A 25297-nucleotide genomic window follows, 5' to 3' on the forward strand; every position below is an offset into this window, starting at 1 on the left:
TGGACGGCGTGGACTACCAGCATCTACTCGTCACCCGGGACGGCGATACCGTTCGCATCACCATGAATCGGCCGGAGCGCCGCAACGCGCTGTCCGCCGAGCATCTGGGCGAACTGCTGGCCGCGTTCCGGGGCGCGGGGGACAGTGACGCGACCGGTATCGTGCTGGCCGGTAGCGGGCCGGTGTTCTCCGCAGGGCACGACTTCGCCGATGTGGCCGCGCGTGATCTGCTCGGCGTGCGCGAGTTGCTCACGCTGTGCACCGAGGTGATGTCCACTGTCGAGGCGGTGCCGCAGGTGGTGATCGCCCGCGTGCACGGGCTGGCGACGGCCGCGGGCTGTCAGCTGGTGGCCTCCTGCGATCTGGCCGTCGCGGCGGAGTCGGCCGGATTCGCCCTGCCCGGCGGCAAGGGCGGTTGGTTCTGCCACACGCCCGCGGTGCCGGTGGCCCGCGCGGTCGGGCGCAAACGCCTCATGGAACTAGCGCTGACCGGCGACCCGATCGATGCGCGCACCGCCGCGGAGTGGGGCCTGATCAACCGCGCGGTGCCCGACGCCGACCTCGACGCCGCGGTCGACGATCTGCTCGCGCGCGCCACCCGCGGCAGCCGCGCGAGCAAGGCCCTCGGCAAGCGCACGCTCTACGCCCAGCTGGACCGCCCCGAGGCCGACGCCTACACCCTCGCGGTCGAGGTCATGGCGGCTGCGTCCCAATTGCCCGGCGCCCGTGCGGGTATGGCCGCTTTCCTGGAGAAGCGCCCGCCGGTGTGGCCGGACTGAGTCAGCGGTGCGCCAGATAGTCGGCCCCGCCGACGTAGACGGTGTGACCGGGTACGGCGGGAGCGTCGGCGGCGTCGGCGACGGCTGCGGCGAACTCCTCGACCGTCGGCAACTCGCCGTGCTCGGTGCGGGCGGCGACGGCTGCGGGATCGCGACGCTGCAATAGCCGCACGATGATCGTGCCGTCGATCATGTCTCCCGAGACGACCGTGAAACCCACACCGCGCGAGGCGAATTCGGGAATCATCGCCCGCAGCGCGTCCTCGCCCGCCCGCTTGCTCGCCGCGATCGGCAGATACGCCTCCGGGACCGGCTTGCGGCCGTGGAAATGGGCCTGATGGCTGGTGACGAACACGATGCGGCCACCAGAAGGCAGGTGCGGCAACGCCAGTCGCGCCAGCCGCACCTGGGCGTCGCGGTTGATCGCCATCGCGTAGGCCGGGGGAGCGCCGTGCTCGAGACCCCCGGAAGCGTTGAGCACCAGCACATCCAGCCGCCCGAAGCGCTCGACGACCTGCGCGACCAGCGCACCGGCCGCCGCCTCGTCCGACAGATCCGCACCGGCGATCGACGCGCTGCCGCCGGATCGCGCGATCTCGTCCGCGAGTTCCTGTGCGCGCTTGCGCTTCTCGCGATAGTTGATCACCACGTGGTCCCCGCGCGCCGCCATGATCCGCGCCGTCTGCGCGCCGATGCCGCGAGACGCCCCGGTCACCACCACGATTCGCTGTGAACCCACCATGCACTCCCACTCGGCCGCTTCTAATTCAGAACCACTATGGTAGTTCGAAATGAGAAGTGCAAGACGGCCCGGCGCGGGACGGCCGCAGGACCCGCCGCACGCGGCGATGGAACTGCTCGGCCAGCGCTGGATGCTGCGCGTGATCTGGGAATTGGAGCCGGGCCCGATCGGCTTCCTGGAATTGCGCCGTCGCATGGGCAACTGCTCGTCGAGCATGCTTTCGGTGCGCCTGCAGCATCTCCAGGGCGCCGGCCTCGCACTGAAAAGGCCCGACAAGGCCTGGGAATTGACCGCGTCCGGGCAGGCGCTCGGCACCGCCCTGCGGCCGCTGTGGTCCTGGTCGCGGCAGTGGAGCGGCGCGGCGGAGGGCGCGGACTGACCCGCGATTTCCGCGTGCCGCGTGCGAAGCCGGTCCGGATGGACCATGATCCGGACTGGGTGAGTGATACGTGAACGTGGGACGGAGATGACGGTGCGGACGATCGGTTTCCCGGCGGTTCGCCGCGGACTGGCCGTGATGGCGGCGACGGCGGCGGCGCTGGCCGTCACGGGCTGCGGCGGCGAAGGCTCCACCGCTGGTCACGCCTCCGCCGCGAACGCGGAACCCGAGGTGATCGACTGCGCGTTCGACAAGCCCGCCGTCCGGCCGCCGAACATCATCATGGCGTGCGCCGACCTGGGCCTGCGCGTGGAGCAGATCCAGTGGAAGTCCTGGGGGCCCGACCGCGCCGAGGGCGACGGTGTCCAGCACGTCAACACCTGCGACCCGAACTGCGCGGCCGGGAACTTCGTCACCGAGCCGGTCCACATCGTGCTGTCCGACCTCGTCGAGCCGGGCCACGTCTTCACCAAGGCGACCGCCACCAGCGCGAACGGCAAGACCCTGGAAAGTCCGATGACGCCGCGCTGACCGGCCGATAGGCAACCCCTAAGCGCTAGGTGTTACTCCCGGTAGCGGATATAGGTAAACTGTTGCTACGTTCATGAAGCAACGGTTGCCGACAGCTGTCGGCCACCGGGACCGGAACACCAGGAGTACCGATGAAGTTACTTCCCCATCGCGCGCGCCGCGAGACGATCGATCCGGGTGAAGTGGCTCTGCAGGCCCGGAACGTGTGGTTCGACTGGCGCGACACCCCGCTGCACTGGATGCCCGCCGAGCCCTTCGGCTCGCACCTCATCAACGCGCTCAATCTGCTGCTCCCCGAGGGCGAGCGGATGTTCTGCCAGACCTTCTCCGAGGCGCTGCCGCTGGTCAAGGACGAGAAGCTGCGCGAGCAGATGCTCGGGTTCATCGGTCAGGAGTCCATGCACGCCGAGACCCACAACGGGGTGCTCGACGAGGTCTTCGCGGCGCACGGCATCGAGGTCGAGCCGTACGTGCGGCAGATGGAGTTCCTGTTCCGCAAGACCCTCGGCCCGCGCCCCGGCCGCTCGCCGCGCGCGGAGTTCCAGACATTGGTCGAGCGCCTCGGGTTCATCGCAACGCTGGAGCACTTCTTCGCCTTCCTCGGCGACTGGGTGCTCAACGCCGACCTCGAGCAGTTCGGCGCCGACCCCAAGGTGCTGGACCTGTTCCGCTGGCACGGGGCCGAGGAGGTGGAGCACCGCTTCGTCGCCCACGATGTCGCGGAGTACTTCGAGATCGGCTACGTCCGACGCTGCGCGCTGATGCTCATCGTGTTCCCGATCTTCATCTCGCTGCTGCTGCGCGGCACGAAATACCTTGTGCACCAGGACCCTTCGCTGCCGAACCTGCGTTACCCGCGGCTGACGCTGAAGATCTTCGGATCGATGTGGCGCGGCGCCTCGCCCGGCGTGCCCTCGCTGCTGTGGAGCGCGCTGTCGGTGTTCCAGCCCGGCTACACCCCGGCGCGGGTCGGCTCGACCGCGCAGGCCGTGGCGTATCTGGCGAAATCCCCTGCGGCGCAGGCGTTGGCCTCGTGACGGTGCGGCGTCCCGTGCCGGTCCGGCCGCCGGCGGATCTGTTCGGCGGCAAGCGGGCGGATCGGGCGCTGCGGGTCTTCCACACCGTCGCCGAGACGCGCTTCCGGTGGACCGCGCTGATCAACCGCAAGACTCCCGCGGGCCGCGTGGACGATCGGCGGATCGAGCTGACCGTGGCGCAGCGGCGGGTCGAGGCCCACGACACCGACGTGATCAGCCTGTTGCTGCGGGCACCCGACGGCCGTGAGCTGCCGTCCTGGCGGCCCGGCGCGCACCTCGATCTGGAGCTGCCCTCGGGAAGACTGCGGCAGTACTCGCTGTGCGGTGACCCGGCGGACCGGCGCGCCTACCGCATCGCGGTGCGGCGCATACCGGACGGCGGCGGGGGATCGCTCGAGGTGCACGACGCCTTGCCGGTCGGCGCCCGGGTCACCGTGCGCGGTCCGCGCAATGCCTTCCCGTTCGTGCTGCCGGGTTACGGATCCGACGCCGCCCGAGTGCATTTCGTGGCCGGTGGCATCGGCGTGACCCCGATCCTGCCGATGGTGCGGATGGCGCACCGGCTCGGCGTCGACTGGTCGATGGTCTACGCCGGGCGCAGCCGCGACACCATCCCGTTCCTCGACGAGATCGAGGGCTTCGGTGACCGCGTGACCGTGCGCACCGACGACGAGTTCGGTCTGCCCACCGCCGCGGACCTCCTCCCGCGCGTGGGTCCGGACACCTCGGTGTACTGCTGCGGTCCCGTGCCGATGACCGCCGCCGTCGCCGCCGCCGTGCGCGACATGACGGGCGTGGAACTGCATTCCGAGCGTTTCTCCGCGCCGCCCGTCGTCGACGGCACTCCGTTCGAGGTGGAGCTGGCGAAAACCGGTGAGGTGGTGGCGGTTCCGGCCGACCGCACCGCGCTGGAGGAGATTCTGGCCGCCCGGCCGGACACCGCGTACTCGTGTCGGCAGGGCTTCTGCCGCACCTGCACGGTGCGCGTGCTGTCGGGTGCGGTCGACCATCGCGACACCGTGCTCACGGCCGACGAGCGCGCGGCCGGCGACATGCTGATCTGCGTATCCCGCTGTGCCGGTGACCGTTTGGTGCTCGACCTCTGACATCCGTCCCCGCACGACGTAGTGCCGAAGGAGAACATCGTGACCGACCAGACCCCCGTACCCGACGTCGAGCGGACCGTGCGCAGTGGCGAATTCGACCTCGCCGTCTACGAATACGGCGAGCCTGCCGCCGAGACCGTGGTGCTGGTGCACGGCTGGCCCGACGATCACCATCTCTGGGATCGGGTGATCCCGTTGCTGGCCGAGCGGTTTCACGTCGTCGCCTACGACACTCGCGGGCACGGCCGGTCCACCCGCACCAGCCGCACCGAGGACTACCGGCTGGATCGGTTCGCCGCCGACTTTTTCGCCGTCGCCGACGCCGTCAGTCCCGACCGACCCGTGCACGTGCTCGCACACGACTGGGGTTCGGTCGAGATGTGGGAGGCGGTGTGCGAGCCGCAGGCCGTCGCGCGGATCGCCTCGTTCACCTCGGTGTCCGGGCCGAATCTCGATCATCTCGGAAAGTGGATGCGGGCCAAGCTCTCTCGCGGCGCGGTGTGGGGGCCGTTCACGCAGCTGCTCTCGTCCATGTACACCTTCCTGTTCATGACGCCTGGCGTGCCGCGCGTGGTGCTGCGCCCGCTGTCGGCGGAGAAGGTGTGGCAGCGTTTCGTCGGGCTGATGAACGAGACCGAGCCGGGAAACGTGAAGCTGGGCCCGACGTTCCGTTCCGACTTCTTCGACGGCATGCGGATCTACCGCGCCAATATCGTGCAGCGCCTGCTGAATCCGCGCGAACGCCGCACCGAGGTGCCGGTGCAGCTGGTGATCGCGCGCCGCGATGTCGCGGTGCGGCCGGCGGGCTACGCCGACTCGCAGCAGTGGGCGCCGAAGCTGTGGCGGCGGGAGGTCGGCGGCGGGCACTGGCTGCCGTTCTCGCATCCGGAGCTACTGGCCACGGCCACTACCGAACTGGTGGATTCGGTCGCCGGCGGCACGCCCACCCGGGCGCTGCGGCGTGCCGAGGTGGGCCGCGAGCGCCGGCAGTTCGAGGACCAGCTGCTCGTGATCACCGGCGGGGGCAGCGGGATCGGGCGGGAGACCGCACTGGAATTCGCGCGCCGCGGCGCGGAAATCGTGCTGTCGGACATCAATCTGGACGCGGCGAAGGAGACCGCCGAACTCATCACGGCCGCAGGCGGTGTCGCGCACGCCTACGAGCTGGACGTCTCCGACGAGACCGCCGTCGCCGAGCACGCCGCCGCGGTGCTGGCCGCGCACGGCGTGCCCGACATCCTGGTCAACAACGCGGGCATCGGGCAGGCCGGCGACTTCTTCACCACCAGCGCAGCCGAATTCGACCGGGTGCTGCGGGTGAACCTGGGCGGCGTCATCAACGGCTGCCGCACCTTCGGCGCCGCCATGGCCGAGCGCGGGCTCGGCGGGCACATCGTGAACCTGTCCAGCATGGCCGCCTACACGCCGCAGCGCGGATTCAGCGCGTACTCGACCAGCAAGTCGGCGGTGTTCATGTTCTCCGACTGCCTGCGCGCCGAACTGGCGGGCCAGGGGATCTCGGTCCATACCGTCTGCCCCGGCATCGTCCACACGAATATCGTTGCCACGACCCGCTTTTCGGGAGTGTCCGCCGAGGAGGAGGCACGCAAGCAGGCGCGCTACGACGATCTCTACCGGATGCGCAGCTACGGTCCGGAGAAGGTGGCCGCGCAGATCGTGAAGGCGGTCGAGCGCGATCGGCCGATCGTTCCGGTCACCCCGGAAGCCCACCTGCAGTACCGTTTCAATCGTTTCGCGCCGGGGCTGGCGCGCTTCGTCGCCGCGCGGATCAAGCTGACGTAGGTTCGCCTGCAACCGAACCTTAAGCGGGCCATAGGGAACCGTTCCTAGGTTTCCGGTCATGGATACCGTGACCCTTGTCGCCGCCGTCGTCCTGGTCTGCGGGTGCGTCGCGCTCATCGCCAGGGCGGTGGCCGACGCCCGGGGTCGCACCGGCGACGACACGGTTTCCGACGATGACTGCGACCTCGACCCGCTCGACGACATCGTCGAAATCTGCCGTGCCGGTGAGGACAACCGGATCTTTGGCCGTTCGTTGGCGAGCATTCATAGCGTGCAGCCATGAACATCATGTTTGTCGCCGCGGTGCTCTACCTGATCTGGCTGGCGGCGATCGTCGTCAAACACACCGTCGCCGGGCCGCGCCGCGGCCGGCATCGGGCCCGGGACGGTCGCGATTCCGGTGAAAGCGACAGCGCGTAACCGAATCTTTGGCCGTCCTTTGGGCCGAGCCGATACCGTCCGGGGCATGGCAATCGTGGTGGTACTCGCAGTTCTCGTCCTGGTGGTCTCGCTGATCACAATCATCATCAGCCTGTCCGTGCGCTCCGCCGAGGCCGCCCGCCGCCGAAACCGCTGGGGCTACGGCAGATCCGGGTACGGAGGCTCGAGCGGCGATTCCTCTGGGGGCTCGTACTACTCGAGTGGTTGTACCGGCGGCGACAGCGGGTCCGGACATCATCATGGCAGTGGCTGCGGTGGCGGAAGCAGTTGCGGCGGTGGGGGAAGCAGTTGCGGTGGCGGGGGTGGCTGCGGCGGCGGTGGCGGTGGTGGGGGCGGCGGGGATTAGCGCGTGCTCGGCGATCGTGGCGCGGCGGGGGATCCGCGTGTGCTCGGCGATCATGGCCCAGCGGGGTTAGCGCGTTCTCAGTGGTCATGGGGCGGCGGGCTCAGAGCGTGCTCGGCGGTCGAAGGGCAGCGGAGGATCAGCGCCCGCTCGGCGGTCTTGGGGGAGCGGCTGAGGGGGTTCCGCTCGGTGTCCGGGTAGTGGGCGGCTCAGCGGGCCGTGGCGGGGAGGGCCGATTCGATGGCCTCGACTCGTTCGTGCGGTACGCCCCACGGACGATCGACGCCCACCGTCTTATCCAGGTCCCACAGCACGCACTTTTCGCCGGGCCGCGCGACCATGGACCACGCCACCACCGTGCGGCCGAGCTGGGTGTCCATGGAATCGCCGGTGCCGCCGCCGAATCCGTCGCCTTCGGGGAAGTGGTGCAGGAAGCGCCCGTACGCCTCGTCGCAGAAGCGGGCGTAGCGGGCGGTGCACAGGATCAGCCCGTGCCACGCCTCGTCGACCGCGTGGGACGGCATGCCGATCACCTGGTCGTCGCGCATGGCCGCCCCGCAGCAGCGCAACCATTGGCGCAGACCGGTTTCCACCAGTTCGCGCGGCTGCCACGGGCAGGTCTTGAACACCGCCTCCGGCAGGGTCAAGTTGTCCACGGCCCGTTGGGTCCGGCTCAGGTCGACGCGGCGGAACCGTTGTAGCAGCACGGGATCCAGTATGGCCACTCGCGCCCGGCGGGCAACCCGGTGACGCCTCGGCCGAGCGGTCCGGGCGCGTCGTGGCAAGGCACGGCTAGGAGGAGGCGGACGTCGTCTGCGAATCCACTTCTCGGGATCCGCGTGTCGCGCGCAGGCTGGTGAGCGTCACCACCGCGAGCACCACCACGATCACGCCCAGCGAGGCGGCCGTGGGGATCTCGGGCAGCCAGTCCCACACGCCGTGTGCCCAGTGCAGCACCAGCTTCACGCCGATGAACGCCAGGATGATCGCCAGGCCGTAGGCCAGGTGCACCAGCCGCGACAGCGCCGCCTGCAATACGAAGTACAGCGCGCGCAGGCCCAGCAGCGCGAAGGCGTTGGTGGCGAACACCAGATACGGGTCACCGGTCACGCCGTACACCGCGGGCACCGAGTCGACCGCGAACACCAGGTCGGTCGCCATCACGGCGGTGACCACGAGCGCCAGGGGAGTGAGGGCGCGTCTGCCCGCTTCGCGCACCGTCATCCGGGTGCCGCGGTAGTCGTCGGTGACGGGCATGAGCTTGCGCATCAACCGCACCGACCGCATGCGGGAGATGTCGACCTCTTGCTCGTGCCCGCCTGCCGCGTCGATCAGGAGTTTGGCGGCCGTCACCAGCAGGATCGCGCCGAACAGCAGGAAGGCCCAGTCCAGCGAGGCCAGCGCGGCCGCGCCCAGCGCGATGAAGATGCCGCGCAGCACCAGCGCGCCCACGATGCCGAACAGCAGCACCCGTTGCGCCAGCGCGGCCGGCACGGCGAAGGCCGCCAGCAACAGCATGAAGACGAACAGGTTGTCGACCGACAGCGATTTCTCCAGCAGGTAGCCGGTGAAGAACTCGGTGGAGACGGTGCCGTTGTAACCGGCCCAGAGCACGAGGCCGAAGATCACCGGCAGCGCGATGTAGAACACCGACCAGCCGACCGCTTCTCGCATCGACACCTCGTGCGGCTTGCGGGTGACTATGAAATCGAGCACCAGCAGGGCCAGCACACCGGCGATGGTCGCGGCCCACAGCCACGGCGTGCCGATGGTCTGCAAACCACCGGCTGCGAGGACGGAATCGGTCGGGCTCATAGGTCTCCTCGGGCATGAAAAATTACCCGAGGTCTCCTTCACCCTCACTCGGGCGGCCACCCGGGGATCCCGACGGCGGAATCCGTACTGACCGGCATGGCACTTGGGAAGTACTCCCCTCGACAGCCAGGGTAGCGGAGTCGAGGCGCGATGACCAACCGACGGGCCGTGTGGCGAAGATCCGGCACACCGGCTCTTGACCTGAACCTTGCTTCAGGTAACAGGCTGGGCGGACAACGTTGCGACGAAGGGAAGTGGTCGAGCATGCGAGTGATCGAGGCGAAGGCGTTCGGCGGGCCGGAGGTGCTGGCGGTGGCCGAGGCGCCGAATCCGGTCCCAGGCACGGGCGAAGTGGTGGTCGATGTCGCCGCGGCGGATGTGATGTTCCTCGACGCGCGGCTGCGCGCCGGCTGGGGCACCGAGTTCTTCGCCGTGCGGCCGCCGTATGTGCCGGGCGGCGCGATCGCGGGCGTGGTGTCCGCCGTGGGTCCGGACGTGGACGCCGCCTGGGTCGGCAAACGCGTGGCGAGCGCCACGGCCGCCAGCGGCATCGGCGGCGGACTGCCCATCGGCGGGTACGCCGAACAGGCGCTGGCCAAGGCTGCCACGCTGGCCGAAATTCCGGACGAGCTGGATTTCGTGCCCGCCGCGGCTCTCGTCCACGACGGCATGACGGCGATCGCGGTGTCCTCGCGGGCGGCCCTGCGCGCCGACGAGTGGGTGCTGATCACCGCCGCCGGTGGCGGTCTCGGCACCCTGCTCACCCAGCTCGCGCGCTCGTCCGGGGCGCGGGTGATCGCCGCCGCGCACGGCGACCGCAAGCTCGACCTGGCTCGGCGACTCGGCGCGACCGAGGTGATCGACTACGAGGAGCCCGGCTGGACGGACCGGGTGCGCGAGCTGACCGGCGGCGTGGCCGCGGTCTTCGACGGCGCGGGCGGGCAGATCGGTCAATCCGCGCTCGGAACCATCGTCCCCGGCGGCCGCTTTCTCGGATACGGCAATGCCGCTGGCGGATTCGCGGAGCTCGACACCGAACACGCTGCCGCACAAGGCATCACCGTGCTGAGTCTGATGGACATCACCGCCGGTGGCACCGACTGGGACGCGCTGCGTCCCCGCGCCTACGCGCTGGCTGCGAAGGGGGAGTTGGAAGTTGTTGTGGGGCAGACGTTCCCGCTGGAGCTGGCGGCTGACGCGCACGCGGCGATCGAGGCGCGGCAGGCGGTGGGGCGGACGATTCTGACGGTGTGAGGGGTGGGGGTGCCTGCGGTTATAAGTTGATCGCAGGCACCCTGAGTGCTCGGTGTCGGCAGAGAAGTGCGCAGGATATGGGCTGACTGGGCCTGTGCGGCGACTGCCGTGTGCTGCCCCGAACTCGTTGGTTCGCGAGCCTTGTATCAGGACGCCGATTCCGGCGGGCGTGCAAGGCAGGTGGGCGGGCTCGGGACGACAAGCGCGAGTGGAATCAGGTGCGCGGGCTCAGCACAACGAGCGCGATCGGGCGCTTTGTCATGGTCTGGTACTGCGTATACCGGCCCTTGTTCACCTTGTCGGCCAGCTTCCACCGCCGCGCATAGTCCGGGTCGTCCGGGTAGGTCGCCCGCGCGGTCACCGGAATCCTCCGCCGCCCCACCTGAATCTCACACTCCGGCTTGTCCTTCAGATTCGCCAGCCACCCCGGCGCCCGCGGCGACCCACCATTGGACGCGGTCACCACAAAGTCCGTCCCATCCTCGGCATAGGTCAGCGCATTGGTCCGCTGCTTCCCGGTCTTCCGCCCCACCGTCCGCAACAACAAGGTCGGATTCCCGAACAACAGCCGATGCCCCACCAGCCCCCCGGACTTCTCATACACCCACTGATGCCCCCGCAACACCTTCACGAACAGATCCGCCACGCCAACCTCCCTCGTCGCCTCCCCCCACCCTAACCGGCGATCCGACTAGGCCCACCCACCCCCAACCCGGTACCATCTTGACGCCCGCAGCCACCCTGCGGCGGGGGACGGTAGCTCAGTCGGTTAGAGCCGCGGACTCATAATCCGTTGGTCGTGGGTTCGAGCCCCACCCGTCCCACCCAACCCGCCTCACCAACAGAAACACTGAATAGTTGCTCCGTTCGGCGACGATTTCGGCGACCCGATCACGATTCAGCCATAAGGTCTCGATCGGAACGGAGGCGGCATGCAGCACCTTTCGTTCGATGACCTTGCCAGCGTATTTCGTTCGCATCGACGGGCGTTCCATCTGGAAGTCCGTGACGACTACAGCGGGGTAGTCGGCGAAGCTGATCGGGTTCGGCGGTTTATGAATGGTGAGCCGCAGGATCCGTCGGCGAGCGCACGCTGGCAGGCCCTCGTACGCGAGGTCACCGGGCGAGGGCACGCCGTGCAGCGCGTGCGGGTCATCACCGAGCCACATGGTCAATACACCCGATTTTCTGTCGGTACGACAGCCGCAAATATTCGAGCGGGCGAAGATATTCGTTGGTTGCCACGGCACGACGCGCCGCCCGGTCTGCCGGATGACGACTGGTGGCTGTTCGATGATGAGTTCGTCGCGTTCACCGCGTTCGAGCGAGACGGGTCGGCGCTGCCGGGCTGGATGGCCGTCGACGATCCTGCGATTGCCGCTCACTATGCGGAGCGCCGGGAGCAGCTGTGGCGGAGGGGAATACCGCACCACGAGTACACCGAGTGACCGCAATACGTGAGGCGCGGCGCGACTTCGGGCTCGGCGTCGTGGGCTCAGAGTCGCGTGCCTGCGTGAATACCAACTAGCCGAAAGTGCCTGGAGGGCGGTCACCGCAGCAAGGACGAGACATATTCGGCATGGGCGACGGCGGCCGGCCACGCTCGATCCCGGACCGTCCGCAGGTGAGTGGCGATAACCGGGTCTGTGGTCACCGAGAATCCGGCGCCCTCGCCGTTACGAGTAAACACGCTGAAGGCGCAGAGGTGGTCATCGAACAGCCAGCAGTCGTCACTGGCCAGATAGGATGTCGGCATCGAATACCTTGGCAACCAGCCGATTTCCTCACCGGCCGCAATGTTGCGTGGTGACACCGACAGTGCCCACCGCGTGTAATCGGTATGCGGTTCAGTTACCACCCGTACCCGCTGCAGCAACTTGCCTGCCGCCGTTATTTCCTGCACCAGGTCCAGCCAGTTCTGCTGCCAGGTTGTATCTTCGGGTTCCCCGTCGAGGAACTGGCGGAGCGGCTCGCACTCACTCGACACTGCGTAGTGTCCTGGAGTTCGAGGTGGAAGGTACGTTGCCACGGTGACCGGCACAACTCATCGAACGAACGGTGGGGTGGCTCTTGGGCTGCGGTGCTAGCACTGGTCCAGGAGGAACACTGCCACTGCCAGGTGGACGCGGCACTCGTCTGGGTGGTGGTTTTGGTGGGCGACGCGCAGCTCGTAGGCTCGTGCTTCGGTCAGTTCGAGGAGTTCTACCTGGCACAGGTGCTCGGCGAGTGGGCTGTCTGCCCTTACGAAAGTGTTTGTACTCAAAAGTTCTAGTCTCCTGTCTGGAAACGGCATGGTTCTGTTCGGGGCAGGACGATGGCTGCCGTCGGTTGTAAGACGTGGAAATCGTTGGGAAGTAATAGGTTCAGCGAGGCGGGAGGTGGGTGCCCTCATTCCCACAATCTCGCGCATGGCAGGGGTGGAAGTTCGGGCCGCACTTTGTCGTCCACCGTCACGCGAAGATTCATGTGGGCGAAAGCGCCCGCCAGTTGGGCGGCGACATCCTGAGCTTGCTCCGCGCTGGCTTGGTAATCGAGCAAGAGTTCGCCCGATTCGATGCGGATGTGTTGGACGCGCCGAGGCCTTGCCAGCGTGTGACGAGCCGCGTCATCGGTCACGTCTCCGGCAGCAGGACTCGTTCCGACGGCCGCGCCGACTGTGTGTTCACCTCGCTCACCGCGGGTGGATTGTGGATGGCACCAAGCGGCCGACCTCGGCCAGGACCTGGAGTGCAGCGGCCTTACGCGGGCAGGATTTTGCTCGACACGCAACATGGAATTGCATGACGGTGTGGGCGCGGTCGACGCTGAACGGCGTCTGTGGTGCGGAGTGGGTTCGCTGCTCGGACATGGCGACGAGATGGTGAATCGCAAGCGTGTTGTAGGGCATCGTGCTGATACCTCCAGAGCGGTCCATAGGGCTGTCGGAGTCACCCGGTGCCAAGCGGTTCGCGGCCCCGTCCGATTGATCGGAAAGGGTGTGACCCGAGAGGCCACGGCCTCGGCTTGGTATCGGATGCCCGTTTCACCTTGCCTCCCAAGCTGTTTCGGCGGCGATAGGCCAGCGGTGGGGTACTGTGGGGCTACTGAACGTATTTGCCCAGGTCAGAATGGCTGAACTTAGGTGAGGGTATGGTCAGAGGGCGGGAATGGACCGGGTTCGAAGCGGTGGCGCTGCAGGAAGCGATGCGCCGATCCGTGCGAGAGTTTGCTGCCCTGCTAGGCATCGACCCCTCTACCGTCATCAATTGGCGTAGTGGGCTCGGCTCCGTACTTCCCCGGTCCGTCACCCAAGCCATGCTCGACACCACGCTGGAGCAGAGGGTTACCGCAGAGGATCTGGCGCGTTTCGAGCAGATCGTGGCCGAAGGGGAATTCGCTTGGCGGACAAGGCATGAACGTTCGCTGGCAAAAAGAGAGCCCACGGCGTCTACCGTGGGAGGTAGTCCTCCGGGTGCGGAAGGGGAAGATGCTGTGGAGCGTAAGACGTTCTTGCAAATGCTCACCGGCTCGATGGCGGGTCTTGCGCTCGGTGCGACCGGTCTGAGCGAGGCCCATGAGCGGCTTGTTGCCACCGTCGATGAACCGCCGCGGGTCGACGCTGCCCTTGTGGCGCATTTCGATCGAATTTGCGACTACTGCCGCCATCAGGACGATGTCCAGGGCGCTCAGGCTGTACTGACCGTGGCACAAGCCCAACTTCGCCTGCTACACGCCATGTTGGCGGATTGTCCTGCCCGACTTCAGCCGCAGCTTTTGGCGGTGTACAGCAAGTTCGCAGGTCTGGCGGGGTGGCTGTCACTCGATGGTCGGCAGTTCGCCAACTCCTGGCGCTATTTCGAGGTGGCTCGTGCCGCGGCCGAGCAGGCCGGCGCTCCGGCTCTGATCGGATTCACACTGGCTCGGATGAGCCACGTGGCCAAGGCGCAGGATCGAGTGGATCTGGCGACGGACTACGCCTCCGCTGCGGTGGCCACCACACAGCAGGCTGAGCCGCTGGTCCGCACCTTTGCCTATGACCAACTGGCGCGGGCATATGCCAAATCCGGCGATGAAGCGAAGTGCCTCGGTACGTTGGAACAGACTCACTCGTCGTACCAACACGCCAAATCCGAAGCGGCACCACAGGATACGTCGCTCGCTTACTTCTACGACGATGGTTTTCTGCCGCACACCGAAAGCCAGTGCTTCTTGAATCTCGGACAGCCGGAACGGGCCGTGTCCCGGGCGGAACAGTCGCTCATGCTGCACGATCCGAAGTTGGTGCGCGACAACGCTTTCTCGAAGCTCTACCTGGCTACGACCTATGTCCATTCCGATGAACCCGAGCAGGCTGTCGGAGCCCTGATGGACGCGGCCGGGTGGGCGCGGCAGAACCGGAGTGTGCAGCTGGCCGAACGTATCCAAACTGTCCGTGCATCGATGGGGCCGTGGCAGGGTTCGGCGCCGGTAGTGGAGTTGGACGGGTACTTGCGGGACCAGCCGCTGACGTAGCTGCACTTCCTATGGCAAGAAGGTCCGCCAGCTCTGGACCGGCTGGCGGACCCTAGACCTCCCGGAGCGAACTACGTTGAACTCTGCGGAAATCCGAGATCGGTGCTGCCGAGATAGGTGTACGGCTCTCCGCTGGCGGCCAGTACATCCCCGATACGGGTCAACGTCAGGTTGAGCGCCTGCATGGAGTCGACGCCGATCGTGTAGCCCTCCTCCAGCAGTCCGGATCCAGTGATGCGGAATGGGCAGAAGAAATCTTCGCTCTCCATATACGGGCGTGGGCGGCCTACTTCCACCGTCACCGGCTCCTCGCCTCGTTGCAGCGTGCGGACAGCGATCGGCTCACCCAGCTCCCACGTGGTCGGCATGCCCCGATCCTATTCGGCCGTTTCGGCTTCCGGGAGGCGCGCGTGTGCCCACCGGAACGGATAGTGCTTGCCGTTGAGGCAATCCGCGTACCACTGGTTGGCCAGTTCGTAGCATTGCCGTCGCTTGTCCGAGGTGCTGAACCGAGACTGGCAGCCGGGAACCAGTTCGTCGTAGTACTGGCGGTCGCAGTACTCCTTCACGTTGTCGGGTACGCCGAAGTGCACCGGAGCCGCGACTGGGCAGCGGCCGGGTGACGTGGTGTCCGCCGACCCGTCGTTAGCGCAGATCAGTATCGAACCGAAAACTGCCACAACCGTGATGAATACGCGAAACAGTCTGCGAGGCACGGGATTCCCCCTTGATATGAAGTGAACGGTGCCTTTCAGCGTGGCGCGCGGCCGGATTCCCTAGCGAGGGCACAGTGGTGGCCTGGTGTGTGGGTTTCGTATGGATTTGCCCAGGTCAGCGCGTACCGTTGGTGAGGCTATGGTCAGAGGGTGGGAGTGGACCGGTTTCGAGGCGGCCGCATTGCAAGAAGCTATGCGGCGGTCGGTGCGTGATTTCGCAACGCTCTTGGGGCTCGAAACCACAACTGTGACGAACTGGCGGTCGGGGCTCGGCAGTGTAAGGCCGCGCTCAGCGACGCAGGCCATCCTGGATACCACACTCGAGCAGCGAGCTACCTCGGCGGATCGGGCGCGGTTCGAGCAGATCCTCAGCGAAGGAGAGGACGTCTGGAGGCAGCGGCACCATATATCTTCCCGCTGCGGCTCGACGTCATCTATTGGCTTGACCAGCGGTGAAACGTCGGGAGATGACGTTCTGGGCGTGACGAGTGCCCAAGCCGGCGGAGCGGCTTCTACTACTGTGGGTGGCAACCCTCCCGCCACGCCCGGCGGTGCGTACCCCACGGAGATAGCGGACATGAATCGGCGAGAGTTGTTGCGGCTGCTCAGCATTGCTACAACGACTTTGGCCGCGCCGGTCACGATCGACTGGGAACGGCTGCGCTTCGCCTCGATGACGGGCCGGATCGATGCCGCCTCGTTTGCGCAGCAGGAGACGGTGAATCGGCTGTTGTGGCAGGACTACGGTGCGGCGGAGACCAAAGCTGTGGTGTTCGGAGCGGCCCGTGAGCAGTTGAGCGCGCTCATCGAGGGCCTTCGCGACGCTCGTAGTTCTGAACTGCGTCGCCGCCAACAGGAACTCATTGCCGACGTCTTGCAACTGTCCGGCGAGATCCTGCTGGACGCCAACCACTTGACCGAAGCGGCTCATTGCTACGCACTTTCGGGCACCTTCGCGGCTGAAGCGCGTGCCTATGATCTCTGGGCTTGTGCACTCACACGGCACGCCTATCTCGGCATCTTCGATACCCGCTACCGCGATGCCTTGCCTTTAGCGGAACAGGCGGCCCGGATTGCACGTCGTGGCGACAGCACTCTGCCCACTCGTTACTGGGTGGAGAGCGTGCGGGCGCAGGTCTTGGCCGGCCTCGACAACGCCACCGAGTGCGAGCGTGCTTTCGATGCCGCCCGCGGTGTGGACAATATTTCCGCGACGGCGTCTGTCGGTTGGCTGCGCTTCAACGGAGCACGCATCGATGAAGAGCACGCCAGCTGCCTGGTGCGATTGGCCCGGCCGGAACCGGCCGAGCAGATTCTGACACCGCTGCTCGACCGGCCGCTGTCCACGCGCAGGCGCGCCAGCGTGCTGGTCGACTTGGCCGCGGCAGGAGCACTTCAGAATGATCCGGTCCAGGCTGTGTGGTACGGCGGAACCGCCGTAGATATTGCCCGCCGCACAAAATCCGGGTATCTCAGCCGACGGCTCGGCCAGTTGCGTCAGCACTTGACCGCGCTGGACGGGGACCGGCATATCACCCATCTGACACAACAGATTTCGACGCTCGCGGCGTCACCCACCTAACGGATGAGGAGCACAGTGACCGGCGATATCGACCATGGCGGCAAGGTCTTTCGGGAAGCGTGGATTGCGGGTGTGACCGCTCATTACCCGGGCACGCCGAAGGACGGTTACATCACGCCGTGGGAGGAGACGCCGGATTGGGAGCGAGCGAGTGCGGCGGTGGTGTATGAGCAGGTGGCGGAGTTCATTCGGGTTACCAACGGTGCGGCTAGCAAGCTGAGTCCTGAGGTCAAGGGGCAGTTTGTGGCCATCTGTTGGGTTGGGCAGATCTATGCCCGTATCCCTGATCCGAAGCCGGGGTATGTGGCGCCGTGGGAGAAGCTGCCGGAGTGGCAGCAGAAGACGGATATTGGGATTTTCGAGGCGGTGGAGAGGGAGCTGGCTGGGGACGACCGCGTGTGAAATAGGATGGCACCGAAGCGACTTACTCCACGTGTGTCCCCGACAGCGGGCGTTGTCTGTACTCGATGAACACCCGTCCTGCTGGCTAGGGTCGGGGGATGGGTGTCAATGTGAAGTTTTGGTTTGAGGTTCGGGGGCTTAGTGGGGAGGAGGAGGCCAAGGGGGTGACGGAAGCGTTGGCGGAGTTGGTGAAGGGGGAGGATCTGGAGGATGAGGTGGGGTTGGGGTGGAGTGTGGAGGAGGGGGTGTACTGGGTTTCCGGGGAGACGGATTATCCGGTGGGTATCGCCCGGTTCTATGCGTGGCGGCCGCGGTTCGAGGATGACTTTCAGGGGCGGGTGCGTGCTGTTGCGCCGGGCGCGGTGGCGACGATCAATTGGGAGTATCCGGATGAAGAGTGAGCCGGGTGGCGTCGACTGAAGGGTGGCGCGGTGGCGTCGACGGCTTCGAGCGGCGGTGCCAGTGTCACCGGCGGCTGTCGGCGGGTGTCACCGGCGGCTGGCGGCGGGCGAAAACACTTATCCGGCAGCGTAACCCGTGAAGTCGCGGGCGGTTGTCGTGACCATGCGGCCGCCCATCGCCTTTACTCCTGAGCGGAGTCGGGCGTCGCCGCTGGGCGGGAGCGGGAAGGACCAGGCGACCGTGCCGTCGGTGGCGGTGAAGGCGTGGGCGGTGGTGCCGTCGGTGAGGATCAGGTGGGTGCCGTCGGTGATGCCGTCGTAGCGGGCGGGAGCCGGGAAAGGTGAAGGGCGACGCCAGATTTGGTGGCCGTCGATGAGGTCCAGCCCGGTGAGCTGAGAGCCGTCGAGGGAGCGGACGACCACCGTGTTGCCCACGACTCCGAGGACCGCGGTTTGGCGGCCGGTGGGTTCGTCGATGCCGAGTTGCGGGTTGGTCCAGAGGGGTTGGGCGGTGGTGCGGTCGTAGGCGGTTTCGCCGGTGAGGATCGGGGGTGGGGTGGTGGTGGCGGTGGGGTACCACTCGAGGAGGAAGCTGGGGTTGGTGACGTCGGCGAGGGGGTGGCCGGTGCGGTCGAGGAGGGCGACTTTCCCTGCGCTCCAACCCTTTTCGAACGCCTGCGTGGCGAGGATGCCGCCGTCGAAGACGTGGGCGACCGGGCCGGTGAACAACGGGTCGCCGGTGTGGAGGTCGAAGACGCGGACGTTGCGGTCGTGGCCGTCGCGGAAGTAGTCCGGCGCGTCGATGCGGGGAGTGACCGGGTCGCCGGGGACGGGTGTGGGGTACGTCCGCTGCCAGGCCGCGGCGATATCGACGACGGTGCCGCGGGTGACGACGGCGGTCATCCGGTCCTCGGTCCGGCCGGCGACCGAGACGACGCCTTCGCGCACCGTCACGTCGGTGACCTCGAAATCCGTCGAACGGTCGAGGAGAACTGCGCCCGTGGTGGCGTCGACGATCAGCACCCGGTGCGGGCCGCGGCAGGCGAGCTGTCCGTCGAAGACCCGTTCGCGGCAGCCGTTGAGTTCGCCGACATCGGTGTTCCAGCGCACCACGCCGGTGTCGGGGTCGATGCCGTGCAGCCGCACCGGCCCGGCGGCCACGCCGCCGTTGCTGCCCGTTCCGTCGGGCACCGCCGTGGCCGCGACGATCATCGTTCCGGCGTCCATCGGCGACCCGTAGCCGTAATAGCGGCCCAGGGTCTGCGGCGCGGCCAGCAGGACCGCTCCGGGCTGATCCGAGAGGTCGGCGGCGCGCACCGTCCACCGTGGCGCGGGCGCGGCATCGAGCCGGGGCGAGACGAAGAATTTCCCTGCGGCAGGAGGCATGTCGGCCGACTGTTCGGGTGCTCGGTTCTCCCACACGACCGCGGCGACCCCCGCCACCACCACGACGACCAGCAGTGCGATCCACAACTTGCGCCCGCCCCGACCGGAGAGCCAACGTGCCGCCGCGTCCATGAAGCTCCTTCGTGCACCGACCCGGCCCGAGTACGGACCGCGCGAATACGCAAGGTATCAACCCGTTTCGGCGATGAGCATCAGGCCTGCCCAGCGCTGGCGGTGCGGGAGCGGTGACGGCCGGGCACCGGACACCGGCCGTCATGAGCGATCAGGCGAGGCGGGCCGGACCCACCCGCGAACTACTGTGCGCCGGAAGTGATGTCGTCGGCCAGCGGCGCGACCGCGCCGATGATCTGCTCGACCAGATCGTCCGGCACGCCGGCGGCTTTCAGCGAATCGGTGAGATGCCCGGCGACCAGACCGAAGTGGTGCATGGTGATGCCGCGGCCCTGGTGCACCTGCTTCATCGGGGCACCCGTGTATGGGTCGGGCCCGCCGAGCGCGGCGGCGAAGAATTCGACCTGACGCCCCTTCAGCCGGGACATGTTGGTGCCGGTGAAGAACGGGGCGAGTTCGGCGTCGGCGAGGACGCGCACATAGAAATCCTCGACGACCGCTTCGAGGGCCTCGTGACCGCCGATCTGCGCGTAGATCGTGGCGGGTTCGGCGGCCGGTTCGGACTTGGACTTGAACCATGACGTGATGCTCATGGTTCCAGGACATCAGCGATCGGTTTCGGCGCTGTTATTCGACGGTCGCGGAACGTTTTCGGGTTTGTACCCTGTGCGTTGCGTCACACTCACAGCGGCGAATCGCGGCTGTGAGGACTCGAAACAGGCGGTGCCGCCGAGCGGGACGTCTCGGCGGCGCGGCGGTCAGTTCCAGCGGGGCTGCACCTGGCGGCGGACGCCGGAGCCCGAATTGGCCAGGGCCTCCAGGTCTTCCAGGAACCGTTCGATGCTCTCGGACTTCGCCTGCGGGGTGCTGACCTGATCGCGGACCTTCTCCTCGGTCAGCTCCAGCATGGCGGCGGCCAGGTCGGTCTCGAGGTCGCGGATCATCTGGCGGCGCAGTTGCAGGATCTGCGCGCGGCCCTGCTTGCGCACCCGCTCCACCTCGGCGGCGGCCGCCTCGCGCATCTGCGCGATGATGAGTTCCGAGTCGGCGCGCGCCTCGGCGCGCAGCACCTCGAGTTCGGCCTGGGCCTGCGCCAGCGCGCTGTCGTAGGCGGCCTTGGCCTCGGCCAGTTTCGCCGCGGCCTGCTCGCTTTCCTCCAGCTGTTTGCGAACGGTCTCCTGCGAGCGTTCCATCAAGGATTTGACCGGCGGGACGATCCATTTCGCGAAGACGAAGACGATCACCGCGAAACCGAAGAGCTGGCTGAGAAAAACGGGCCAGTCGATGGTGATGTCGTAGATGCCCTCGGCGAGGATCCCGGTGGGTTGATTCATGACGACGCCCGTCCTGTTTGATGGCCGGAACCCGTTCCGGCGTGCCGATCGTCGCCGGTGACCACGCGGTGGGCCAGCGCCTGAGCCATCGGCTCGACGTCCTGGCGCAGCTCCGCCGCCACCTGATCCGCCTGGGCGCGCAACTGCGCCGCGGCTTCGGCGACGATCTCGTCCGCCTCACGCTGAGCGTCGCCGCGCATCTGCTCGAGAATGGCCCGGCCCTCGGCGCGGGCCTCGTTGCGAATGTCGGCGGCTTCGGCGCGCGCCTTCTCCAGCGCGGTCTGATAGCGGGCGTCGGCCTCGGCGAACGTCTCTTTGGCCGCTTTGCTGTTGACCGCGGTCTCGGCAACCCGGTCCTCGCGTTCCGCCAATACCTTCCGGATCGGCGGAACGACGAAGAACCAGATGACACCGAGCACGATCAGGAAGATCACCAATTCGGCGAGGAAGGTCCCGTTGGGAACGAGGAAGTTCCCCTCGGCGACCACATCTGTACTCGGGGACATGCTGTGTTACTTACCGGGAGTCGCGAAGACGAACAGTGCCATGAAGGCCAGGTTGATGAAGTACGCCGCCTCGACCAGACCGACGGTCAGGAAGAAGTTGTTGCGCAGCCGCCCCTCGGCCTCCGGCTGCCGGGTGACCCCGTTGATCAGCGCGGAGCCGGCGAGACCGTCACCGATGCCGGCACCGATGGCACCACCCGCCATGATGAGGCCGCCGCCGATGAGAGCGCCCTGGATGATGGTCGCGGTTGCTGGATCTGCCATTTTTACTTCCTGTTCTCGTACGTTGGTCGACCGGCGGCGCCGATCGGGATTCCGCTCAGTGGTCTTCGTGCTCCAGCGCCATGGATTGGCTGAAGTAGAGAATCGTCAGCAGCGAGAAGATGAACGCCTGGATGAAGCCGACGAACATGTCGAACATCTTCCAGATCGCGTTCGGGCCCCAGCTGATCCAGAAGGGGAACAGCGTGATCACCGAGACCATCACGCCGCCGGCGAACATGTTCCCGAACAGCCGCAGCGACAGCGAGACCGGTTTCGCGATCTCCTCGATGACGTTGATGAAAACCATGGGGCCCCAGCCGGTGTGGCCCTTCAGCAACTGCTTGAAGTGCGTGCCCGGGCCGCGGCGGGCGATGCCCGCGCCCTGGTAGAACACGAAGACGAACAGCGCCAGCGCGTAGACGAAATTGACGTCCGAGGCCGGGGGCGCGATCAGCTCGCCGTCGCCGTATTGCACCGGCAGCACCGACAACCAGTTCGACAGCAGAATGAACGTGAACAGGGTGACCGCGAGCGGCAGCACGAACGGGGCGATCTTCACGCCGATCGCGTTCTCCACCTGATTGCGCATGCCGACGGTCACGGATTCGAAGAACAGTTGCACGCCGTTGGGCACGCCCGAGGTCAGTTTGATGCGCAGGGCGATCGCCAGCGCGATGACGATGATGGCGGCCACGCACGTCGACACGATGGTGTCGACGTTGAATTCCATGCCCAGAAAATGCGCCACCGCGTGGTGGCCGACCTTGATCTTCTGCTCCGACTCGCCTTCGGCGAGGAACGCCGGGGATGTCGAGGCGAGCAGTACCGCGGGAGTTGTCATGACTGCTGGCGGAGCCCTTTCACTTCGGGCACGAGGGTGAAAAGAATGAGGACGACCTGAAATACGGCCAGTCCGAAGAAGATTCCGATTCCATCGGGACGCGCCAGGAAAGCGACCAGGAGAGAAAGCAGCGTAATACCGCACAGTCGCCCGGCGGTGGAGGCCGTCAGCGCCTGTTTGTTCGGCGATTCCGAACGGGTTATCCGGGTGACCGATGTCCAGGTCAGCCGGGTGTTCGCCCAGCCGAGACCCAGGCCCACACACGTGAATACACCCAGCAACAAACGATCGAATGCGCCCGCCGCCATCAGGGTCAGCACGCCGACAGCTATCGCGATGATGGCCGCACGGCGTATCCGGATCCTGTTGACATTCACCTACGACACCGCCCTCGCGTCGTCCCATTCCGTGATGGGAACTCGAACGATCCTCAGCATACACAGACGAAACATCGTTGCGTAGCAAGCTTTTTGATCTTTCTTTAGTTGATCTTGAATTGTTTCGCAGCCACCTATCCGCTATCAATTTCGGCGAATCCGGGCCGAACCCGGCGAAACTCAGCGGCTACATCCGGACATTCCGGGAACGCTTTCCATCGCGGCTCGTTGCCGGGTCAGTGATCCCGATCACCCGGGCGATTCGCCGTGTGGCAGTACAGTGCGCTACCATGCCGCGAATCGGCGGCCGGAAGCGAAAGCTAATCAATGGAGAATTCCGGACAATAGGGATAATGCTCGCAAATATCCCGGGCCGCGCCGGGCATTTTCGACGCGGCGCGGCCTCGGGACCCCTAGCCGGCGGCCGATTCGGCCGTTTCCCGCACGGCCAGCACGAAGCGCAGCTCGCCCCGGCGGGCGACCGAGAGCTTGCGGTAGACCCGGGTCAGGTGCTGCTCGACCGTGCTGGTGGTGATGTCGAGGATGTCGGCGATCTCGCGGTTGCGTTTGCCGAGCGCGGCCAGTTCGGCCACCCGCCGCTCGGCGGGACTCAGCGCGTCGACGCGGCTGGGCGTGACCCGGACCCGCGGCGGCGGCACGGGGCTGCTCGGGGCGCGGTCGCCGCGCAGCCGGCGCACCAGGACCCCGGAACCGCACGCTTCGGCCAGCCGGACCGCCTCGCGCAGCAGGGGACGGGCCTTGTCGGTGTCGCCGATCGAGCGGTGCGCGCGCCCGAGTTCGCTGAGCGCGGTGGCCAATTCGAGCTCGTCGGCGCCCGACCGGGCCACCGCGACCGCCCGGCGTAACAGCGGCACGCGGCGATGCGCGTCCCCGGTGGCGGCGAGCACGCGCAGCGACACCCCGCCGCTGTGATGGCGTTCGGGGCCGCCGATCAGCTCGAGATGCACGGTCGCCAGCGCCTGGGCGCGGCGGCGCTCGCCGAGTTCGAGATATGCCACCGCCATGTCGTTGCGCCAGGGCACCAGCCACGCGAAGTCCAAACCCCACTGCCGCATCAGGGTGCCGCACTGGCGGAAGTGCCGCAGCGCCTCCTCCGGCCGGCCGGCCGCCAGGCAGTGCTGACCGGAGGCCTGGAGATACGGCAGCGCGAAGCGGGATTCCAGCATCGCCCGCGGCACCGGCCGGCGCAGCTGGGCCGCCGCCTCGGTGTGGTTGCCCTGCGCGGTGAGCGCGCGCACCAGCACGGCGATCGGCCGGCCCGCCCACACCCCGAGATGTTCTGCCGGAACGAGATTCAACGCGAGCGTGGCGTTGTCGACGGCCGCGGTGAGGTGGCCGCGGCGCAGCAGGGTGTCCGCGCGCAGGGCGGCGAAGATCGAGCGCCAGGTGGGCGCGTGCCGGGCCTCGGCCTCGGCCAGCAGCGACGCGCACCAGGCGTCCGCGGTGTCGAGGCGGTCGGTGTGCACCAGGCAGTCGACGGCGGCGACCAGCACCTCGACGGTGTTGGGCCCGAGCCGGTGACAGGCCAGGATGCGCTGCGCCGCGGCGGCCAGGTCGGCCGGCGGATGCTGCACGGTCAGCGCGGTGAGCAGATCGGCCGCCTGCCGGTGCGGCGAGTCCCGGTCGGTGGCGCTGCTCGCCGCGATCCGGATCCGATCGGTGAACAACCGGCGATGGCGTTCCAGGTGGGCCGGATGGGTGTATCGCAGCCACGCGCACAGGAAGTCGACGCGCGGGCTGAAGGTGAGGGTGCCCGCCGGGCCGCGCTCCAGGCGGGCCAGCGCGTGGTCGGCGTGCTGTTCGTGGCCGTGCCACAGCATGTGCAGCACGGCCGCGGGTAGTTCGGCGTAGGGCACGCGGCCGGTGTAGAGCGCCGCCTTGAGCCGACCGAAATTGCGGGTGCGGGTCGACGGGTTGAGCCGCCATTCGACCGACACCAGCCGGCCCGCGATGGCTGCACGACTGCCCGCCCGCCGGCTGGCCCGGTAAGCCAGCTCCAATTGCTTTGCGGCGCTGTCTATCTCGTCTTCCGCCAGGGCCTGGTCGGCCGAGGCCACCAGTACCTGGGCGGCCCAGGTACTGCGCGGGTCCCCGGACGCCACCAGTTGCGCGGCCACGACCGTGCACGGAAACCCGTTGCGGTGCAACAACTCCGCGGCCCGGCCGTGCAGCTCGCGGCGCTGCTCGTCGGGCACGTCGCGCAGGATGCGCGCCGCGATCGCGGGATGCGCGAAGCGCTCCTGTTCGGCCCAGCCGACCTCCGTGAAATCCGTGACGACCTGACGTATTCGATCCGGATCGAGCTCGGCCAGCGCGGCGGCCAGCGGCACGGTGGCGACACCTCCCAGCACCGCCAGCGCCGAGGCCGCGCGCAGCCGCTCCGGATCGCCGTCGTGTAGCAGGGAGGTGATTGTCTCGTCCCCGTCCGCTCGTCGCGGGCGCACGGCAAGTTGCTCGCGCGCACCGGCGACGACCGGCGTTCGGGCTCGGTCCCGAGCGACCGACCACTGCATTCTCCAGTCCCTTCGTCGATCGGATGTGCCCGACTGAGGGAATGTCGGTCCGACCGGGACCTGGTGCAGGGGGAGCGGCATCGTTGCGGCGGTGGACGCCC

At 67.4% G+C, this 25297-nt stretch carries 30 protein-coding genes and 1 tRNA gene; 15 read left to right on the plus strand and 16 right to left on the minus strand.

Translation table 11 applies throughout. The features are described from left to right. The first annotated feature begins 8 nt into the window (after window positions 1–8). On the plus strand, window positions 9–779 hold the full coding sequence (locus IU476_RS27575) for an enoyl-CoA hydratase-related protein (RefSeq protein WP_324194358.1): 771 nt from the start codon (window positions 9–11) through the stop codon (window positions 777–779). Between the two features lies 1 nt (window position 780). On the opposite strand, the gene IU476_RS27580 is transcribed toward IU476_RS27575, so the two are convergent. Next, window positions 781–1518 carry an SDR family oxidoreductase gene (locus IU476_RS27580; protein WP_438944077.1) on the minus strand — a complete coding sequence of 246 codons (738 nt, stop codon included), beginning with the start codon at window positions 1516–1518 and terminating at the stop codon, window positions 781–783. A gap of 52 nt (window positions 1519–1570) precedes the next feature. Here IU476_RS27580 and IU476_RS27585 point away from each other — a divergent pair, with 52 nt between their 5' ends. The 7 genes from IU476_RS27585 to IU476_RS27615 all read left to right on the plus strand — a co-directional run bounded on the left by IU476_RS27585 (window position 1571) and on the right by IU476_RS27615 (window position 6797). After that, window positions 1571–1900 (plus strand): winged helix-turn-helix transcriptional regulator, encoded by a 330-nt coding sequence (locus IU476_RS27585; protein ID WP_195104933.1) that lies wholly within the window; start codon window positions 1571–1573, stop codon window positions 1898–1900. An 87-nt stretch (window positions 1901–1987) separates the two neighbouring features. Next, window positions 1988–2431, plus strand: coding sequence for a hypothetical protein (locus tag IU476_RS27590; RefSeq protein WP_195104935.1), 444 nt, complete (start codon window positions 1988–1990; stop codon window positions 2429–2431). 131 nt (window positions 2432–2562) lie between these two features. After that, on the plus strand, window positions 2563–3468 hold the full coding sequence (locus tag IU476_RS27595; protein WP_195104938.1) for a metal-dependent hydrolase: 906 nt from the start codon (window positions 2563–2565) through the stop codon (window positions 3466–3468). Then, complete coding sequence (locus IU476_RS27600; protein WP_195104940.1) at window positions 3465–4574, plus strand: PDR/VanB family oxidoreductase; 1110 nt, start codon at window positions 3465–3467, stop codon at window positions 4572–4574. Before IU476_RS27595 ends, IU476_RS27600 begins: the two co-directional genes overlap by 4 nt. A 39-nt stretch (window positions 4575–4613) precedes the next feature. Further along, a complete protein-coding gene (locus IU476_RS27605) occupies window positions 4614–6377 on the plus strand; it encodes an SDR family oxidoreductase (RefSeq protein WP_195104942.1) in 1764 nt (587 codons plus the stop codon). 58 nt (window positions 6378–6435) lie between these two features. Next, window positions 6436–6660, plus strand: a complete 225-nt coding sequence (locus IU476_RS27610) for a hypothetical protein (protein WP_195104945.1) — start codon at window positions 6436–6438, stop codon at window positions 6658–6660. After that, window positions 6657–6797 carry a hypothetical protein gene (locus IU476_RS27615; RefSeq protein ID WP_195104947.1) on the plus strand — a complete coding sequence of 47 codons (141 nt, stop codon included), beginning with the start codon at window positions 6657–6659 and terminating at the stop codon, window positions 6795–6797. The genes IU476_RS27610 and IU476_RS27615 overlap by 4 nt, the downstream gene beginning before the upstream one ends. A 573-nt stretch (window positions 6798–7370) precedes the next feature. Here the strand turns inward: IU476_RS27615 and IU476_RS27620 are convergent. Both IU476_RS27620 and IU476_RS27625 read right to left on the minus strand, forming a co-directional pair. Continuing rightward, window positions 7371–7868 carry a UCP032817 domain-containing protein gene (locus IU476_RS27620; protein ID WP_324194359.1) on the minus strand — a complete coding sequence of 166 codons (498 nt, stop codon included), beginning with the start codon at window positions 7866–7868 and terminating at the stop codon, window positions 7371–7373. Window positions 7869–7953: 85 nt separating this feature from the next. After that, complete coding sequence (locus IU476_RS27625; protein ID WP_195104955.1) at window positions 7954–8976, minus strand: TerC/Alx family metal homeostasis membrane protein; 1023 nt, start codon at window positions 8974–8976, stop codon at window positions 7954–7956. Between the two features lie 264 nt (window positions 8977–9240). On the opposite strand from IU476_RS27625, the gene IU476_RS27630 reads away from it, so the two are divergent. Continuing rightward, window positions 9241–10230 carry a zinc-binding dehydrogenase gene (locus IU476_RS27630; protein ID WP_195104957.1) on the plus strand — a complete coding sequence of 330 codons (990 nt, stop codon included), beginning with the start codon at window positions 9241–9243 and terminating at the stop codon, window positions 10228–10230. A gap of 214 nt (window positions 10231–10444) precedes the next feature. On the opposite strand, the gene IU476_RS27635 is transcribed toward IU476_RS27630, so the two are convergent. After that, complete coding sequence (locus IU476_RS27635) at window positions 10445–10876, minus strand: nitroreductase/quinone reductase family protein (RefSeq protein WP_195104959.1); 432 nt, start codon at window positions 10874–10876, stop codon at window positions 10445–10447. Window positions 10877–10980: 104 nt separating this feature from the next. On the opposite strand from IU476_RS27635, the gene IU476_RS27640 reads away from it, so the two are divergent. Further along, window positions 10981–11054 (plus strand) — tRNA-Ile (locus IU476_RS27640). 108 nt (window positions 11055–11162) lie between these two features. After that, a complete protein-coding gene (locus tag IU476_RS27645; protein WP_195104962.1) occupies window positions 11163–11678 on the plus strand; it encodes a DUF6879 family protein in 516 nt (171 codons plus the stop codon). Between the two features lie 101 nt (window positions 11679–11779). Here the strand turns inward: IU476_RS27645 and IU476_RS27650 are convergent, their stop codons facing one another. Together IU476_RS27650 and IU476_RS27655 are read right to left on the minus strand one after the other, a co-directional pair. Further along, on the minus strand, window positions 11780–12217 hold the full coding sequence (locus tag IU476_RS27650) for a DUF6879 family protein (RefSeq protein WP_195104964.1): 438 nt from the start codon (window positions 12215–12217) through the stop codon (window positions 11780–11782). Between the two features lie 401 nt (window positions 12218–12618). Continuing rightward, entirely contained in the window at window positions 12619–12846 is a 228-nt protein-coding gene (locus IU476_RS27655; RefSeq protein WP_195104966.1) for a hypothetical protein, read from the minus strand. Between the two features lie 513 nt (window positions 12847–13359). Between IU476_RS27655 and IU476_RS27660 the strand changes: the two genes are divergently transcribed. After that, window positions 13360–14721: an NsdA family TPR-like regulatory protein gene (locus IU476_RS27660; RefSeq protein ID WP_195104969.1), complete on the plus strand. Its 1362-nt coding sequence runs from the start codon at window positions 13360–13362 to the stop codon at window positions 14719–14721. A gap of 71 nt (window positions 14722–14792) precedes the next feature. Here the strand turns inward: IU476_RS27660 and IU476_RS27665 are convergent, their stop codons facing one another. Next, window positions 14793–15089, minus strand: coding sequence for a DUF6968 family protein (locus tag IU476_RS27665; RefSeq protein ID WP_195104971.1), 297 nt, complete (start codon window positions 15087–15089; stop codon window positions 14793–14795). Between the two features lie 9 nt (window positions 15090–15098). After that, complete coding sequence (locus tag IU476_RS27670; RefSeq protein ID WP_195104973.1) at window positions 15099–15314, minus strand: hypothetical protein; 216 nt, start codon at window positions 15312–15314, stop codon at window positions 15099–15101. 316 nt (window positions 15315–15630) lie between these two features. On the opposite strand from IU476_RS27670, the gene IU476_RS27675 reads away from it, so the two are divergent. The 3 genes from IU476_RS27675 (at window position 15631) to IU476_RS27685 (ending at window position 17822) form a co-directional block, all read left to right on the plus strand. Then, complete coding sequence (locus IU476_RS27675; RefSeq protein WP_500048436.1) at window positions 15631–17019, plus strand: NsdA family TPR-like regulatory protein; 1389 nt, start codon at window positions 15631–15633, stop codon at window positions 17017–17019. 15 nt (window positions 17020–17034) lie between these two features. After that, a complete protein-coding gene (locus IU476_RS27680; protein WP_324194360.1) occupies window positions 17035–17421 on the plus strand; it encodes a hypothetical protein in 387 nt (128 codons plus the stop codon). 98 nt (window positions 17422–17519) lie between these two features. Continuing rightward, complete coding sequence (locus IU476_RS27685) at window positions 17520–17822, plus strand: hypothetical protein (RefSeq protein WP_195104980.1); 303 nt, start codon at window positions 17520–17522, stop codon at window positions 17820–17822. Window positions 17823–17939: 117 nt separating this feature from the next. Here IU476_RS27685 and IU476_RS27690 read toward each other — a convergent pair whose 3' ends face one another. The 8 genes from IU476_RS27690 to IU476_RS37130 form a co-directional block, all read right to left on the minus strand. Next, window positions 17940–19340, minus strand: coding sequence for an outer membrane protein assembly factor BamB family protein (locus IU476_RS27690; protein ID WP_195104982.1), 1401 nt, complete (start codon window positions 19338–19340; stop codon window positions 17940–17942). Between the two features lie 182 nt (window positions 19341–19522). Further along, window positions 19523–19933, minus strand: coding sequence for a group I truncated hemoglobin (locus tag IU476_RS27695; RefSeq protein WP_195104984.1), 411 nt, complete (start codon window positions 19931–19933; stop codon window positions 19523–19525). 165 nt (window positions 19934–20098) lie between these two features. Beyond that, on the minus strand, window positions 20099–20674 hold the full coding sequence (locus IU476_RS27700) for a F0F1 ATP synthase subunit B family protein (RefSeq protein ID WP_195104986.1): 576 nt from the start codon (window positions 20672–20674) through the stop codon (window positions 20099–20101). Then, on the minus strand, window positions 20671–21180 hold the full coding sequence (locus IU476_RS27705; RefSeq protein WP_195104988.1) for a F0F1 ATP synthase subunit B: 510 nt from the start codon (window positions 21178–21180) through the stop codon (window positions 20671–20673). The genes IU476_RS27700 and IU476_RS27705 overlap by 4 nt, the downstream gene beginning before the upstream one ends. A gap of 6 nt (window positions 21181–21186) precedes the next feature. Then, window positions 21187–21444: a F0F1 ATP synthase subunit C gene (locus tag IU476_RS27710; protein WP_040753430.1), complete on the minus strand. Its 258-nt coding sequence runs from the start codon at window positions 21442–21444 to the stop codon at window positions 21187–21189. Window positions 21445–21499: 55 nt separating this feature from the next. Continuing rightward, entirely contained in the window at window positions 21500–22285 is a 786-nt protein-coding gene (gene atpB / locus IU476_RS27715) for a F0F1 ATP synthase subunit A (RefSeq protein WP_195104989.1), read from the minus strand. Beyond that, complete coding sequence (locus IU476_RS27720; protein ID WP_195104990.1) at window positions 22282–22662, minus strand: hypothetical protein; 381 nt, start codon at window positions 22660–22662, stop codon at window positions 22282–22284. The genes atpB and IU476_RS27720 overlap by 4 nt, the downstream gene beginning before the upstream one ends. Before the next feature lie 413 nt (window positions 22663–23075). Then, window positions 23076–25127: a helix-turn-helix transcriptional regulator gene (locus IU476_RS37130; RefSeq protein ID WP_195104991.1), complete on the minus strand. Its 2052-nt coding sequence runs from the start codon at window positions 25125–25127 to the stop codon at window positions 23076–23078. Between the last annotated feature and the right edge of the window lie 170 nt (window positions 25128–25297).

The sequence above is a fragment of the Nocardia blacklockiae genome, assembly GCF_015477355.1.
GTDB classification, from domain to species: domain Bacteria; phylum Actinomycetota; class Actinomycetes; order Mycobacteriales; family Mycobacteriaceae; genus Nocardia; species Nocardia blacklockiae.

What these genes read in the sequence shown, in the direction of transcription:
- IU476_RS27585 (WP_195104933.1), top strand. Translation starts at nt 1,571, where the DNA reads ATGAGAAGTGCAAGACGGCCCGGCGCGGGACGGCCGCAGGACCCGCCG.
- IU476_RS27590 (WP_195104935.1), top strand. Translation starts at nt 1,988, where the DNA reads ATGACGGTGCGGACGATCGGTTTCCCGGCGGTTCGCCGCGGACTGGCC.
- IU476_RS27595 (WP_195104938.1), top strand. Translation starts at nt 2,563, where the DNA reads ATGAAGTTACTTCCCCATCGCGCGCGCCGCGAGACGATCGATCCGGGT.
- IU476_RS27610 (WP_195104945.1), top strand. Translation starts at nt 6,436, where the DNA reads ATGGATACCGTGACCCTTGTCGCCGCCGTCGTCCTGGTCTGCGGGTGC.
- IU476_RS27615 (WP_195104947.1), top strand. Translation starts at nt 6,657, where the DNA reads ATGAACATCATGTTTGTCGCCGCGGTGCTCTACCTGATCTGGCTGGCG.
- IU476_RS27625 (WP_195104955.1), bottom strand. Translation starts at nt 8,976, where the DNA reads ATGAGCCCGACCGATTCCGTCCTCGCAGCCGGTGGTTTGCAGACCATC.
- IU476_RS27630 (WP_195104957.1), top strand. Translation starts at nt 9,241, where the DNA reads ATGCGAGTGATCGAGGCGAAGGCGTTCGGCGGGCCGGAGGTGCTGGCG.
- IU476_RS27645 (WP_195104962.1), top strand. Translation starts at nt 11,163, where the DNA reads ATGCAGCACCTTTCGTTCGATGACCTTGCCAGCGTATTTCGTTCGCAT.
- IU476_RS27660 (WP_195104969.1), top strand. Translation starts at nt 13,360, where the DNA reads ATGGTCAGAGGGCGGGAATGGACCGGGTTCGAAGCGGTGGCGCTGCAG.
- IU476_RS27665 (WP_195104971.1), bottom strand. Translation starts at nt 15,089, where the DNA reads ATGCCGACCACGTGGGAGCTGGGTGAGCCGATCGCTGTCCGCACGCTG.
- IU476_RS27675 (WP_500048436.1), top strand. Translation starts at nt 15,631, where the DNA reads ATGCGGCGGTCGGTGCGTGATTTCGCAACGCTCTTGGGGCTCGAAACC.
- IU476_RS27685 (WP_195104980.1), top strand. Translation starts at nt 17,520, where the DNA reads ATGGGTGTCAATGTGAAGTTTTGGTTTGAGGTTCGGGGGCTTAGTGGG.
- IU476_RS27690 (WP_195104982.1), bottom strand. Translation starts at nt 19,340, where the DNA reads ATGGACGCGGCGGCACGTTGGCTCTCCGGTCGGGGCGGGCGCAAGTTG.
- IU476_RS27695 (WP_195104984.1), bottom strand. Translation starts at nt 19,933, where the DNA reads ATGAGCATCACGTCATGGTTCAAGTCCAAGTCCGAACCGGCCGCCGAA.
- IU476_RS27700 (WP_195104986.1), bottom strand. Translation starts at nt 20,674, where the DNA reads ATGAATCAACCCACCGGGATCCTCGCCGAGGGCATCTACGACATCACC.
- IU476_RS27705 (WP_195104988.1), bottom strand. Translation starts at nt 21,180, where the DNA reads ATGTCCCCGAGTACAGATGTGGTCGCCGAGGGGAACTTCCTCGTTCCC.
- IU476_RS27710 (WP_040753430.1), bottom strand. Translation starts at nt 21,444, where the DNA reads ATGGCAGATCCAGCAACCGCGACCATCATCCAGGGCGCTCTCATCGGC.
- atpB (WP_195104989.1), bottom strand. Translation starts at nt 22,285, where the DNA reads ATGACAACTCCCGCGGTACTGCTCGCCTCGACATCCCCGGCGTTCCTC.